Consider the following 14698-nt stretch of genomic DNA (forward strand, 5'->3'; position numbering starts at 1 on the left):
CTTCACCCACCCTGAACCCATCTTGAAAGATATTCCTTAACTTGTTTCTCGTCATGTATACGTTTCATCGTTGGGTCAAAGGTAACGTAGAGGTCAGACCCCAGATAAAGAGTTGGGAAAACATTCAGAGAAGGTGAGAAAGCATTGGGATCGTAATGAACTCCAACTATCTTACCGATGAAAAAGGTGTGATCACCAGTCTTGCGAAAATCGATGAGTTTACATTCGTAGGCTGCGTAAGCACTCTTCAACACAGGTACTTTGACATTTCTCCCGTCAAAGAGATCTATCTCAAAAACATTCATCTTGTCGATGTCTCTCCCTGATGTTTTACCAACAAATGCAGCCAGACGGCTCTGATCAAATCTCAGAAAATTCACAGTGAATTCCTTTGAAACAAGCACCAAATCGTGTGTAAATCTCTTCGGAGAGATTGACACACCGTACAACGGTGGATCGTGAGAAAGTTGTGTGTGCCACGCGGCACTCATCAGATTGGTTCTTTCTTCGTGTTTACAGCAAATGACTGCAACATTTGCCGGGTAGTGGAGATTGTACTTCTCCAAGCTTTCCACAAAAATCATCTCACTCACCCCCAGTCGCGCCCGAAAGGACACTCTCGTGCATTATTTCAGACAAAAGCGTATGTGAAAAATCCATGCCCTTCTTGGACAGTCTCAATCTACCGTGCTCCAAGATTAGCTCGGTTGGAAATTTCTCAACTAAAGTTCTGAAATCTATTCCTGGTTTTAGTTTCTCCAGTTTCTCCAACTCGACGCCTTCACAAAGCCTCAAACCCATGAAAAGTGTCTCTCGCAGTTCTTCATATGGCGTATTTTCTGAAAAGTATTCAAAAGGGTTCTCACCCTGTTCTATCTGATGAAAGTACTCCAAGAGATTGGAACTGTTCACGTATCTTTTCAAGCCAATATGCCCACCGGCAGAAGCACCGACACCGATATAGTTTTCATTGTTCCAGTATTTCACATTGTGTCTACACCTGTAAGCGGGCAAAGAGAAATTGGATATTTCATATCTCACATAACCCATCTTCTGAAGTTCACTCGTAAAAATCTCGTGATGCATGGCTGTGAGATCTTCATCTATCCTCAGGTTCCTATTCTTCTCGGAATCAGTCTCCAAAATATAAACAGACACATGTTTTGGCTTGTAATTCTCGATCACTCTAAGATCATTTTCCAGAGTTTTATCGGTTTCTTTTGGCAGGCCTAATATGAAATCAATGTTTATGTTTTCAAAATAACAACAAGCTTCGTCAAATGTTCTCTGAAAATCCAGAAAGGTGTGTCTTCTGTTCACAGTTTTCAAAACTTCGTCGTCAGCAGCTTGTAATCCTATGCTCAATCTGTTTACTCCAAGAATCCTGAACTCATTAAACTGCATAGCCTTTGGATTCACTTCTATTGTTATCTCAGGATTGGTTAAGTTGAAGCTTTTCTCGATCACAACGAACAACCTATGAAGATATTCAATGGGCACATCGCTCGGAGTGCCACCACCTATGTAAACTGTGTCTACAACCGGTTTGTTCAGAGACTTGGACCACATAACCAGTTCACGGCAAAGACATTCAAAGTACTTATCCAGATGCGAAAAATCTGTGAACGAAACAAAATCGCAGTATGAACAGCGATTCTTACAAAAAGGTATATGTACGTAAAGACCAAAATCCTCAGAACGAGACACTGAAAAACACCTGCCTGCCCGTGAACAGCAGATCACCTTTGAGAACAGGACCTATTATCTCAGCTCTTATTCCAAAGACGGCTGAATCAGTCTTAATGATCACGAAAGGATCCACAAAAACAGAAGAACTGCCCAAAACCCATCTACTTCTGAAAGCGAAGAAGCCCGAGAAGCCATTCATCCAACCGGCACCCATGAAAAAGCCTTCCTCACCTGTTTGACCAATCGTGTATGGAAAGAAACCTGCAAAGATGCCTTCATTGAGCCTGTATGCGCCTATTTCCCTGTTTTGAAAACGTGCGTACACCCTTGTAAAACCTGTTGAAAGATCTCCTATTCTTTCATAATCGCTGAAATTCAAAACGTTGTTGCCAAAGAATACCTTCTGACTGATCTTGAAAGTACTATAACTCTTTTCTGGGCTGATGACAAAATCAAAGTAATAATGACCTGGTGTAAGTCCATAGGTATTTGCCTCGATCTTCATCTGGGCTGTCCATGAGCGACCAACTGTTCCACCAACAGATATCGCCGCATCTGACGATTTCACTCTAAGAAACCCAAGTTTCGTATAAGTAGATTTGCTGTCTTTGTAGAGAAAGCCGATCTGCAAATCGTCCTTCTTGAGATTTATCAAAAGATTAGCTACCTCTATTGAGTTATAGATATCATTTGAAAGGTTCAACTGCGTTGCAAGACAGATAGATGCTATAAGCAAGATGAAAATCATCGCCGTTTTTTTCAAGACTATCCCTCCAGCAAACGCCTTGCAATCTCGTTCACAATCTGCGGGTTAGCAGAACCTTTTGTCTCCTTCATCACTTGCCCAACAAAGTATCCTAAGATGTTTGTCTTTCCAGATTTATATTGTTCCACAGCCTTTGGATTCTGCGTCATCGCCTTTTTTATGATTTCTTCTATCACTTTCTCGTCACTGATTTGCCTCATACCCTTTTCTTCGATAATCTGCTTTGGCATCTTCCCCGTCTTGAAGATCTCTGGAAAGATTTCCTTCGCCATTTTGATAGAGATTTCACCTTTCTCCATCAGGAAGAAAAGTTCAACCAGATGCGCTGGAGATATGTTTATCTGCTCTGTTTCGAGTTGCTTCATTTCTCTGAGCATCTCAGTCATGATCCAGTTGCTCACCTCTTTTGGCTTGTCGATGAGTTTTACACATTCCTCGTAAAAATCTGCAATTTCCTTATTTGCCGCCAAGACAGTTGCATCGTATTTGGGGATCCTGTACTGTGTCACGAACCTGTCTATTTTCTGATCAGGGAGTTCTACGAGTGCGGATCTGATCTGATCAATTCTGTCTTGTGAAATGATTATCGGAGGTATATCTGGCTCTGGGAAGTATCTATAATCGCTTTCCTCTTCTTTACCTCGCATAGAAACGGTTGTCTTCGTCGCAAGATCCCAGCCTCTTGTTTCTTTCTCAACAGTACCACCGCTTTTCAGAACCTCTATTATCCTTTGTTCTTCATACTCAAGTGCCTTTTCGATGAATCTGAAGGAATTCATGTTTTTAACCTCTACTCTGTTGCTCTGAATTCCTTTCAGTTCATCAACAACAGAGATATTCGCATCACATCTGAGTGCACCTTTTTCCATATCTCCACTGCTCACATCTAAGTATCTGAGTATCGAGCGAAGTTTTTCAACGAAGATTCTTGCCTCCCTTGGTGATGAGAGATCCGGCTCGGTGACTATTTCCACTAACGGTATTCCGCAACGATTCATGTCGACCAGAGAATACTGAGCCTGTGTTATCGAGTCGCCTTCGTGGATCAACTTGCCTGCATCTTCTTCAATGTGAAGTCTCCTAATTCTGATTTTCTTTATCTGCCCATCTACATCAATATTGAGATAACCATCTGTGGCAACGGGATAAAAATATTGTGTTATCTGATAGCCTTTCGGCAAATCTGGATAAAAGTAGTTCTTTCTGTCGAACCTCGAATATTCGTGGATCACACAGTTCAACGCGAGTGCTATCTTTACGGCATAATCGATCATTGATGAGTTCACAATTGGCAAGGCTCCAGGTTGTCCGGTGCAAACAGGGCATATTGCCGTGTTAGGCGGCAATTCGAAGACATCTGCCCTGCACGAACAAAATGCCTTTGTTTTGGTCATCAGTTGAACGTGTATTTCAAGTCCCACTACGGTTCTATAACTCATATTCTCACCACCGGTATGGGAATTCTCCCATTCTCATTATATGAAGACTTTTTCTCAAAACTCCTCGCAATTCTGAGTACCTTTGCATCCTCAAACCTCTTACCCATTATCTGTAGTCCTACAGGTAAATCGTGAGCAAATCCAAATGGAATGCTTATTGCAGGAATACCGACCAAGTTCGCAGGTACCGTGAAGACATCCATCAAATAATAGGTGAGCGGATCCGAGACCGAGCCTATTTTGAATGCCGGTACTGGCGAAGTCGGTGTGAGAATAGCATCGAATTTCTCAAGGACCTGATTTACATCTTTCGAGAGAAGCATTCTCACTTTCTGAGCTTTGTTGAAGTATGCCTCGTAATAAGCTGCGCTCAGTGTGAAGGTACCAAGGACTATCCTGCGACGTACCTCCTCGCCAAAACCTATGTTCCTTGTTTTCATATAGGTACCTTTGAGCCCATTTTCCTCCACCCTCAAGCCGTACTTCACTCCGTCATACCTTGCAAGATTTGAGCTTGCTTCGGCCGGCGCTATCACATAGTAGGTTGCCACGGCAAATCTCATCGTAGGAATACGCACTCTCTGTACTATGGCTCCCAGCTTTTCAGCGAGTTTTATCGCCTCATCAAACCTTTGAGCAACTTCTTCATCGAGCTGTTCATACTCATAGACTTCTTCAGGAATGGCAAATCTCATTCCAGCTATATCTTCTTCTAACTGACTTAGGAAATCGATTTTTCTACGGACAGTCGTTGAATCAAATGGATCTCTTCCCGCAATTATATCCATTATCAAAGCGGCATCTCTGACAGATTTCGTTATCGGTCCTACCTGATCCAAGGACGATGCAAAGGCAATCAAGCCGTATCTTGACACCAAACCATAGGTTGGCTTGAAACCGACTACCCCGCAGAAAGAAGCAGGTTGCCTTACAGAGCCACCCGTATCGCTTCCAAGAGCTGCTATGACCTGACCACTAGCAACTGCTGCAGCAGAACCCCCGCTACTTCCACCTGGCACGCATTGGGTATTCCAAGGATTTCTTGTTGTGAAGAAGGCCGATCTCTCTGTACTCGAACCCATTGCGAACTCATCCATATTGGTTTTACCAACGATGGCAAAACCATAGTCTTTCAGTCTCTTGACACATGTTGCATCATATGGCGGTATGTAGTTTTCGAGTATCTTGGAGGCGCAGGTTGTTCTCAAACCTTTGGTCGTTATGTTATCCTTGACGGCAATCGGTATCCCTTTATAGGGACCTTCTTTTAGCGCTACTTCTTGTGCCACTGTGATAAAGCTTTTGATCAACGGATCTATGGTTTTTATCCTTTCGAGAGATTCCTCAATCAATCTCTCTCTATCAGAGTTCAGGCAATCCTCTATCGTCATCTTTTCAAACAAGGGCAACTCCTCCTTTTACCAGCGATATCTCTTTCTCCTGAGGATAAATCCCCACAACATCCCCACTACGAAACCTCCTGCGTGTGCCCAATAGGCAACACCAGAACTCACAACACTGTCAAGCAATCCGCTGATGATTTGAAAGATGAACCACATGAAGAGATAAACGGTAGCCGGTATCGCAACCAAAAGCGGAACGAAGAAGAGCGGAACAAAAGAAATCACACGCGAATAAGGAAAGAGAACGAAATAAGCTCCCATAACAGCTGAGATAGCACCTGAAGCACCTACCATTGGCACTTGTGAGTTAAAACTCAGCAGAAAGTGTGTCATAGCAGCGAGAAAACCGCTCGAGATGTAGAAGACACTGAAAAGAAGATGTCCCATGCTGTCTTCCACATTATCTCCAAAGACACCTAAAAACCACATATTTCCAATCAGATGAGACCACCCGCCGTGAAGGAACATATGGCTGAAGAGTGGCAACCATTTTGGTGAATACAGATCCAGATTCGTTCTGAGTTGCCATATCTGACTCCAGCGTTGTGAAGTAAAGCGAGCAGGAACAAAGCCAAAGTTGTACAAAAACTCTATGAGTTCCCGTCTAGAGAGAGTCTGTTGATATATGAAGATAACTACGTTTATTGCGATCAAAAAATATACTACATAGGGTTTTCTTCTGCTCATAATAGTATCATGTAGTGGAAACAGAGAATCACTTCCTTTGCATAAATACTTTTATTTTTTAATTTTATCACAAAACTTCGTCGATTGTTCCAGAACCTACAACCATTTCGTCTTTATAGAAAACAGCTATCTGTCCAGGAGTTATGGCGAAGATTGGTTCTACACTTTCTACGTAAACGGCGTCATTTTTGAGCATTACTTGGCAGTTCACCTCTTGGGAGTTCTTTCTCACTTTCACCGTTGCCTCAAAGACCTTGTCGACATCTGTCAACCAATTCGGTTCTTTCACCGAAAAAACCTTTGCATAGACGTCTCTTTGTGTACCGACCACTATGGCATTCCTTTCTGGATCAATCCTTACCACGTATTTCTTTTCACCTGTAGAAATCCCTACCTTCCTCTGGCCAATTGTGTAATTTGTCAAGCCGTTGTGTCTGCCGATCTGATTACCCTGTAGATCAAGAATGGGCCCTTCCTCTGCAACTAAACCGTTTTCTTTGAAAAAGGATCTTTGATCTCCGTCTGGTATGAAGCAGAGATCTTGAGATTCGTCTTTGTTGTGCACGTGAATTCCTGCTTTTCTGGCTATCTCTCTTATCTGTTCTTTGGTTTTATCCCCGTTTGGGAAAACGATTTTTTTCAATCTTTCTCTTTCTATTGATGCCAAAAAATATGATTGATCCTTCTCTTTGCTCAAGGCTTTGTACAACTTGCCATTCACAACTCTCGCATAATGTCCGCTTGCGATAAGATCTGCACCCTCTTTGATCATCAAATCCATCATGTAACCGAATTTTATCAAGCGATTGCACCTATAACATGGATTTGGTGTTTTTCCACACTTGTATTCCCTTAGGAAATACTCGATTACTGAACTCCTGAAAAGTTCTTCGAGATGCAAAACTCTCAACTCTACACCAATTTGGTTGGCTATAAGCTGTGCATCATAGGTATCTGAAGGCGAACAACATACCTTGCGTTTTATCTGTCGTTGCACGTAAAACTCATCATACATCGTTTTCATGTGGTATGCCACTACGTCGTGTCCTTGCTCTTTGAGTGTGTAGAGTGCAACAGCACTGTCTACACCTCCACTCAACAAAACTGCTATTCTCAATTACGTCCCTCCAAACTGTAATGTTATGATAGAATTATTTTGTTTCCAACCTCTTACCGCAAGGAGGAGTAAAGATGAGAAAGAATGCTTCGTTGATCTTGTTACTCACAGCCTTGATTACTTTTGCGGTAAAGTTGACAGTAGTCACCGATATAGATTATCCTCCATTTACTTACATAGATCAAGAAGGCAAACTTGTTGGGATCAGTGTCAAGATCTGGGAACTGTTTTCACAGAGAACCGGTGTTGAGGTTGAGCTCATTCCAATGAACTGGCAAGACGCCATAGAAATGGCTCGAGAGAAAAAGACCGACGTGATAGATCTAATCTTTGTCACGGAAGAAAGAAGAAAATTCTTAGATTACTCAATCTCTGTTTACAAATTAACGAGCAGTATTTACTACGATGAGAATCTACCAACCCTGAAAGATCTCCAAGATCTCACTCCTTATGTTGTTGGCGTGAAAAAAGGCGACGCACTTTATGAAATAGCTAAGAACGAAAATCCAAAGATACAGTTCAGGTTTTACAACACCTACGGTGAACTGTTTCTCGCTTTGGAGAACCACGAAGTAGAAGTTGTTTTGATGGACGACATTCCGGCACAGTATTACCTTCACCGCTACGATCTGGTGTATCGAGTGAAAAAGTCACCCCCATTCACAGAAAACAATCTGCACTGGGCTGTACCAAAAGGCAAAGAGGCTGTACTCAATCTTTTGGATAATGGTCTGCAGAAGATTTCACCCAAAGAGATCAGCCAGATCGTTGATTCTATGATACCTTCCGCCGGTATTGACCCATCTGTCCTGCGATTTCTGTGGTTGACCATAGCCATCTTGTCTGGTTCTATTTTTGTTCTGCTTTTGTTTAACAGAATCTTGAAAATGATGGTGAAAAGGGCAACGGCGGAGTTAGAACGCAACAATGAACAATTGAAAAGCTATAATGAAGAACTTGAAGCGCAGTCAGAAGAGATCAAAGCGATGAACGAGGAACTCGAAAGAACGATCAACGAACTTGACAAGACAAATCAGAGGTTTGTGAACACGCTGAAGCTCATCAACGATGCTTTTGATTTGCAGGAAGACGGTGAAAAATTCCTGAAGAAGGCTTTTGATGTGATGATCGATATGTTTCCAAACATCGACCTTGCAAACATATCCTTGTTTGATAACCAGACTTGGAAGGTAATCGAAGGCAAGGGGTTTGATAAGAATTCAATCAACGCACTCAAAATACCATCGAGCCAGCTCTACATACCGAATGAACCAGTTCTAATCAAAGAGATCAGAGAGCTTGATAAAAAGAGAATGTCGGGCGAGATTTTCAGTGAGATAGAGCGCATCATACCAAGACCTTTGAACACTATGATACTGCCGATGAGGGTCGGTGAACAGACTGTGGGTGCCATAGTCCTGGAAACAACACAAGAGTCAAATTGCGCCTTCACAGAACACGATTTGATGATAGCCAGCGCAATGGCGAGAATTGTTACCTCCTTTTTCGTTGTGAGAAGATTCGTAACATTACAGAAAAGGATGAGCAGAGAGATAGTTTCAATGCTTGTGAAAGCTCTTGAATACTATGACAGATATACCCAAGGACACTCACAGAGAGTTGCACAACTCTGCGTAAAGATAGCACAAAGAATGGGATTGTCTGAATCTGATCTGGAACTTGCCGCACTCTTGCACGATGTTGGCAAGATCTGCATTCCTCAAGGTGTTCTGAACAAAGAAGGGCACTTGACCAAAGAAGAATTTGAACTGGTGAAACAACACCCAGTTAAAGGATTTGAACTGATCAGTTCGATAAACGGTATGGAAAAAATCGCTAAGATCGTTTTATATCACCACGAGCGATATGATGGTAAGGGCTATCCTGTAGGTTTGAAAGACGGCGAGATACCCGTCGAATCTCAGGTGATCTTCGTCGCCGATAGTTTTGATGCCATGACAACACCAAGACCTTACAGAAAAACACCCATGAGTGTTGAAGAAGCAATCAAAGAGATTGAGAACTGTTCGGCTACTCAGTTCAACCCCGATGTGGTTAAGGTTTTTACTGAAATACTCTTGTGTGAAAAAGAGTGATGGAGGTGAAGGTGTGAAAAGATTTACGCTCGTCTTGATTGTTTTTCTGATGGTTTTGTCTGCTTGTAGCGAGACTCAATCAACTGTACCAACAACCGAAGATCTTGCAAAAGGTCTTGTAGATGCTGTTGAGAAGTTGATGAAGAACGATCTCAGCACGATTTCAAATTATGTTAAGACAACGGTTCAAGACCAGCAGCTGGCAAGTAAAAAACAGGAGTATTTGGATACTCTCAAACAAACTTTTCTGACACTTGGAAACAAAGTAGAGTTTTTGGGTATACGCGAGACAAAGGTTTCAACGCCTGTGTACTCCTTTGATCTTTACACCGACAGACCATACTCGGTTGAGAATTTGTATCTAATGGACGTTTTGTTTTTCGAAACTCAAGGGGACACCATTATTTCAAAAAAGACATTTGTCTTACCGTTCATAACACTTCAAGGTGAAAAAGACAAGATATATCTTTCGGTGATATACAAAGCAGGTGATGAGGTTAAGATCTTTCCAAAGCCTTTGGTACCTTAGAGTCTGGTACTGCTGGTGAATCTAACCTTTTCTTCACATTCATGCAAAGCTTTTGTGCTGAGAGCTTCTTTTTTTCTATTCATTGACGTGATATAAAAGTAGAAAGAAATTTCTTAGGAGGCGATCGAGTGGGTCGAAGCGTGATCATAGATGGCTCTATCATCTACACAAACTACAGTCAGATCGTGGGACAAAAGAAATTCGAGCAGCTTCTGAAGGAATTTGTGGACATTCTAAAAGACAGGGGAAGTCCATTACTGAACGCCTTAAGTGCCTTCAAGGTCAACAGCGACTATGACATTCACAGATTTGCTGAATATCTACATCTTTTGACTATGAGAAACATCAAAGAGATCACAAATATCATATACTATGTAAACCCGAAGGATTTGGAGAGATTCGTAGAAGCCTTTTACACCTTCTGGCGTTCCAAACACAGATTCATGGTTCGTCAAGAAAAGTACGTCGAAGATCACAACAGGCGTGCGAGTATAGAGTACACGATGACGATGGTAGGAGACCAGTTCAAAGCTGTCATAAAAAATCTTTACAGAGAAGTGATGATGAACGTCTCGAATACATTTCCCACAGTGATGAGACAACTTCCAAGTGGTGCACAAGTCATGTTTTTGGTTGAGGAACCAAACGGTGAAAAATATCAGGAACATCCATGGATGATGAAGATCCCGACGGTCTGGGGTGCCATCTTCGACCCACCGGCTATATTCTACACAAGATCCAACAAGAGAAAGGGAGTCTTACCAGTAATAGACGAAACGATACTGGATAAAATAACCCTCGATCCTTCTGAATGGTATCGTTTTACGATCCTTGTTGGAGACCTTCTATTCTACAACTTTGTACATGCTGAGTATTTGGCACATGGCGCTGGGCTTGCCAATCTCTTTGAACTTGCTACTCCAAAGGATTTGAAACACAGAGAACCTGATGGAATGCTCATATTTGGTCTTCCGACAAACAGAATTCCCAACTACAGCGACAAATGGCGTAACGGTGTGATCTTCAAAGACAGGAAACTTTACGTGGGTGTGATACCAGCACTCGACGAAAACGATTACTTTGGGTACATGAAGAAAACGACTTTGACGATTCACAATTTGATAAAAATCGATCATGGCAGACTGCCTATACACGGTTCGATGGCAAGAATTACCTTGAAGAGCGGCAAGAGTGTTGTAGCGATGTTTGTTGGTGACAGCGGTGCTGGAAAAAGTGAAACACTCGATGCACTCAACAGACTTGAAGAAATCTCGCAGATCGATACGATCATCGATGACATGGGAAGTCTCTCTATAAAGGACGGTCACGTTGTTGCCTTGGGTACAGAAACAGGAGCCTTTGTTCGATTGGATGACCTTCCACCTGGCTTTGCGTATTCCACAATGGACAGGAGCATCTTCATGAATCCAGATCAGGTCAATGCGCGGGTGATCGTACCTTTCAACAATTACGGTGAAGTGATAACACCAACTCATATAGACTTCTTCTTGTATGCCAACAACTACACCGAAGTGACTAAGGATGAAGAGCGAATAATTTTCTTTGACAACATTGAAGACGCTTTGAAGGTCTTTTCAGAGGGTAAAAGAATGAGTAAGGGTACCACCTCTGAAACTGGTCTGACTACTTCTTATTTTGCCAATCCATTTGGAGCCGTACAGAGGCAGAAGGAACATCACAGGATTGCAGAACAATTCATGAAGAAAATGTTTGAAACAGGCGTCAAGGTTGGAGAGATAAGAACAATGCTCGGTGTTGAGGGATACGAGAAAGAGGGAACTATGCTCGCAGCTAAAGCCCTCTTGAAGGTGATCGAGCAGAGTTAGAAAGAATCCACTCGACATTGAGCTGAGCTCTACTTCGCAGAGAAACCAGCTAAAAGGACAAACGATAGTACTACCAGCAAAGCACAACTAAGGGCAATTGTTCTCCAGATAATGGTAGCTGATCTCTTCCAGAAGGCATACGCAGGCCGTGGTGTGAGAAAATACCCAAGCAACATGCCAGTGGCAAAGCCGCCCACATGTGCTGCGTTGTTTATGCCACTCCCAGGTATGAAGCCATAGATGATGTTGAACAATATCATGGGCAAAAGTGCATAACCGGTGAACTGTCTCATGAAGAACGGTGTGTCACGTCGAAAGCCAAGTGCAAAGAGTACTCCTACAAGTCCAAAGATTGAGCCACTTGCTCCGACTGAAATGGCTTTGTAGTAAAGAAAATGTGTCGCAACATTACCCGCAACACCGGTGATCAAGTACACAAAGATGAATTTTTCAACACCATATACGGATTCAACGATATTCCCGAAGTAGAACAGCGCATAAGAATTGAACAACAAATGCAGTAGTCCACCGTGAACAAAGATGGCTGTGACCATTCTATACCATTCACCATTGGCTACCAGTGGACCGTATTGTGCACCGAATCGAATGAACAGATAAGCCTGAGTTCTAACACCTGTGAAACTCTCAACAAAAAACATCAAGATTGCAACTACTGCGTTTATCACCAAGATCACATACGTAGCTTTCAGAGATCTCAATCCTCACACCTCCTTCTTGATTATAAGACATGAAGAGCAAGTTATCAGAAGCCAAAGTGCAACCCCGAGCTGAAAGTAGCCCTGTCAGACAGTTCCTGCACCAGTTTTGTTGACATGATGCAACACAGATGATATAATTGAAAAAGTTGAGAAAAAATTCACTGATTATGTAAGAAAAATGTTTCCAAGAGATAGATTTAGTTACCTAAATATCAACAACCATCCTTTGTGAAGGAGGCGGTGCAGGTGAAAAAGTTGCTGGTGGCATTCTTTGTATGTCTTGTCTTTGTAGCCTTTGCACAACAAGTCATCAAAATCGGTGCAATATTTCCACTGACAGGTCCGGCAGCAGCTACGGGTGTGAAGATCAAGTATGCAGTCGAGGTAGCCCAGGAAATCATCAACAACGAATATCCTGAGATCGAGTTATTACTTGGTAAGACGGCTGGTTTGCCGAATTTAGGCGGAGCCAAGATTCAGTTTGTCTTTGCAGATCATCAAGCAAACCCAGAACTTGCGATGGCTGAAGCAGAAAGACTCATCAGGAACGAAGGTGTAGTAGCTTTGATAGGTTGTTATCACTCGTCAGCCACAAAACCAGCAAGCCAGGTGGCAGAAAAGTATGGAATACCATTCATAGCTGGTTCGTCGAGTTCTGCTGCGCTTACCGAAAGAGGGCTTCAATGGTTTTTCAGAATAGCTCCTCATGACGGTATGGAAACGGTCTTTTTCTTTGAGTATTTGAAGTATCTCAATCAGAAGTACAACGCAAACATAAAGAAAGTTGCCGTTGTCTACATCGATAACGAATATGGTGTTCACGCAGCACAGATGGTGAAGGAAAAGATAAAGGACTATCAGGCAGATGGCTTTTCATTGGTGGCAGATGTGAAATATCCGGCGAATGCGACGAATGTGGACATCGAGGTCCAAAAGATCAAAGGAGCCAAACCAGACGCAATTTTCCACGCATCCTACATTGGTGATATGACCATGTTTGTCAAGAAATACAAAGAGTTCAATGTTGTCCCGAAAGTTGTTCTCTCGTACTGCGGTGGTTATCAAGATCCACAGTTTGTCGTTAACCTTGGAAAAGATGCAGATTACTTTGCCGGACCGAATGCCACTACATCTGCGCTCTTCAAGAAGATGCCCATTCTTGCGAAAATCAACGAGCTTTACAGAGCAAAATCTGGAGTGGACATCGACGGTCCTACCTTGGAAGATTTCGCTTCGGCAATCGTGATTGCTGAGGCAATCAACCTGGCTGGATCAACCGACCCACAGAAGATACTGAACGTTCTAAAGACCACAGCCTTCATGGCTCCATACTTTGTTTCGGGAAGAATAAAATTTGGTCCCGATGGGCAGAATATTTACTCTGCCTCTGTTATGACTCAAATCTTTAACGGTGTCTATGAAGCTGTTTGGCCAGAACAATACCAAACAAAAGAACCAGCACCTCAATTTCCAGAGTGGAATAAGAGATAAATAAAGGGGGGCGAAAGCCCCCTTTAAAGATTTAGCACAAAGAGGGGATGAGCTATGTTCCTTCAGATTCTTCTGACAGGTGTGCTCATAGGTTCTGTGTATTCTCTTGTCGCCGTTGGTCTGACACTCGTGTGGGGACTTATGGATATCATAAACTTTGCACACGGTGATCTGATGATGATCTCAATGTACACGGTCTTCTGGCTGTACACACTTCTGAACTTTGACCCGTTTGTTTCTTTACCGATCGCAGCTGGTCTCACTGCACTGCTTGGCATCTTGATCTACAAATTTGTGATCAAACGCGTGGTTAATGCACCGGGTTTGATGGCGTTGCTCGCCACCTTTGGTCTGAGTCTGTTCATTAGAAACCTTGCTCAATTTCTTTGGTCTCCAAACTACAGATTTGTTGGGGAATCAATTCTCTCAGGCAAGAGAATTCTCTTGGCTGATCTGGTAATAGGGCTTCCACAGTTAGTAGCAGCGCTTGGAAGCATTGCCATGACCCTTTTGATAGCCTTGTTTATAAAAAGAACAAAGACTGGAAAGGCAATTCAAGCAACCGCTCAAAGCAGAGACATAGCGGAGCTAATGGGTGTTAACACAGAAAAGATATATGCGCTAACCTTTGCCTTGTCAGGAATATGTGTTGGTGTAGCGGGTACACTTCTCTCTGGCATCTTCCCCGTTTATCCAGAGTCTGGTGCGATGTACGGATTGCTCGCCTTTGTAATAGTTGCATTGGGTGGCTTCGGAAACATCTGGGGTGCGTTCTACGCGGGCATCTTGATTGGTCTGACAGAAGCGCTGGGTGGCTTTTATCTGGGAACTCAATTCAAGTACGCCTTGGCATTCTTAATATACCTGTTGGTTCTTCAGTTCAGGCCTAAGGGCTTGTTCGGGTGGTGATCCTAC

The 14698-nt window shown here is 42.8% G+C and carries 13 protein-coding genes; 5 read left to right on the forward strand and 8 right to left on the reverse strand.

The genetic code is table 11. The annotated features are described in order from the left end of the window. Positions 1 to 2: 2 nt before the first annotated feature. From ACSFC1_RS04910 to mnmA, 7 genes are read right to left on the reverse strand one after another with little or no spacing between them, the layout of a single operon-like run. Entirely contained in the window at positions 3 to 584 is a 582-nt protein-coding gene (locus ACSFC1_RS04910) for a flavin reductase family protein (RefSeq protein ID WP_435565003.1), read from the reverse strand. A 1-nt stretch (position 585) separates the two neighbouring features. Beyond that, positions 586 to 1743 carry a radical SAM family heme chaperone HemW gene (gene hemW, locus ACSFC1_RS04915; RefSeq protein WP_435565004.1) on the reverse strand — a complete coding sequence of 386 codons (1158 nt, stop codon included), beginning with the start codon at positions 1741 to 1743 and terminating at the stop codon, positions 586 to 588. Further along, the gene (locus ACSFC1_RS04920; protein ID WP_435565005.1) at positions 1694 to 2452 is read right to left on the reverse strand and encodes a hypothetical protein; all 759 of its coding nucleotides are present in this window, start codon (positions 2450 to 2452) and stop codon (positions 1694 to 1696) included. Before ACSFC1_RS04920 ends, hemW begins: the two co-directional genes overlap by 50 nt. 2 nt (positions 2453 to 2454) lie before the next feature. Next, complete coding sequence (gene gatB, locus ACSFC1_RS04925) at positions 2455 to 3894, reverse strand: Asp-tRNA(Asn)/Glu-tRNA(Gln) amidotransferase subunit GatB (protein ID WP_435565006.1); 1440 nt, start codon at positions 3892 to 3894, stop codon at positions 2455 to 2457. Continuing rightward, positions 3891 to 5285 (reverse strand): Asp-tRNA(Asn)/Glu-tRNA(Gln) amidotransferase subunit GatA, encoded by a 1395-nt coding sequence (gene gatA / locus ACSFC1_RS04930; protein WP_435565988.1) that lies wholly within the window; start codon positions 5283 to 5285, stop codon positions 3891 to 3893. The genes gatB and gatA overlap by 4 nt, the downstream gene beginning before the upstream one ends. A gap of 27 nt (positions 5286 to 5312) precedes the next feature. Then, a complete protein-coding gene (locus tag ACSFC1_RS04935) occupies positions 5313 to 6008 on the reverse strand; it encodes a rhomboid family intramembrane serine protease (protein ID WP_435565989.1) in 696 nt (231 codons plus the stop codon). Between the two features lie 43 nt (positions 6009 to 6051). Continuing rightward, entirely contained in the window at positions 6052 to 7101 is a 1050-nt protein-coding gene (mnmA, locus tag ACSFC1_RS04940) for a tRNA 2-thiouridine(34) synthase MnmA (RefSeq protein WP_435565007.1), read from the reverse strand. Positions 7102 to 7175: 74 nt separating this feature from the next. On the opposite strand from mnmA, the gene ACSFC1_RS04945 reads away from it, so the two are divergent. The 3 genes from ACSFC1_RS04945 (at position 7176) to ACSFC1_RS04955 (ending at position 11573) form a co-directional block, all read left to right on the forward strand. Beyond that, complete coding sequence (locus ACSFC1_RS04945; RefSeq protein WP_435565009.1) at positions 7176 to 9197, forward strand: HD domain-containing phosphohydrolase; 2022 nt, start codon at positions 7176 to 7178, stop codon at positions 9195 to 9197. A 13-nt stretch (positions 9198 to 9210) separates the two neighbouring features. After that, positions 9211 to 9726 (forward strand): hypothetical protein, encoded by a 516-nt coding sequence (locus tag ACSFC1_RS04950; protein WP_435565010.1) that lies wholly within the window; start codon positions 9211 to 9213, stop codon positions 9724 to 9726. Between the two features lie 128 nt (positions 9727 to 9854). Next, the gene (locus ACSFC1_RS04955; RefSeq protein ID WP_435565011.1) at positions 9855 to 11573 is read left to right on the forward strand and encodes a hypothetical protein; all 1719 of its coding nucleotides are present in this window, start codon (positions 9855 to 9857) and stop codon (positions 11571 to 11573) included. Between the two features lie 29 nt (positions 11574 to 11602). On the opposite strand, the gene ACSFC1_RS04960 is transcribed toward ACSFC1_RS04955, so the two are convergent. Continuing rightward, the gene (locus tag ACSFC1_RS04960; protein ID WP_435565012.1) at positions 11603 to 12292 is read right to left on the reverse strand and encodes a rhomboid family intramembrane serine protease; all 690 of its coding nucleotides are present in this window, start codon (positions 12290 to 12292) and stop codon (positions 11603 to 11605) included. Between the two features lie 246 nt (positions 12293 to 12538). On the opposite strand from ACSFC1_RS04960, the gene ACSFC1_RS04965 reads away from it, so the two are divergent. Next, the gene (locus ACSFC1_RS04965; RefSeq protein WP_435565013.1) at positions 12539 to 13783 is read left to right on the forward strand and encodes an ABC transporter substrate-binding protein; all 1245 of its coding nucleotides are present in this window, start codon (positions 12539 to 12541) and stop codon (positions 13781 to 13783) included. A gap of 54 nt (positions 13784 to 13837) precedes the next feature. Further along, on the forward strand, positions 13838 to 14692 hold the full coding sequence (locus ACSFC1_RS04970; RefSeq protein ID WP_435565014.1) for a branched-chain amino acid ABC transporter permease: 855 nt from the start codon (positions 13838 to 13840) through the stop codon (positions 14690 to 14692). Positions 14693 to 14698 lie beyond the last annotated feature (6 nt).

The sequence above is a fragment of the Pseudothermotoga sp. U03pept genome (assembly GCF_051235805.1).
GTDB lineage: Bacteria > Thermotogota > Thermotogae > Thermotogales > DSM-5069 > Pseudothermotoga_B.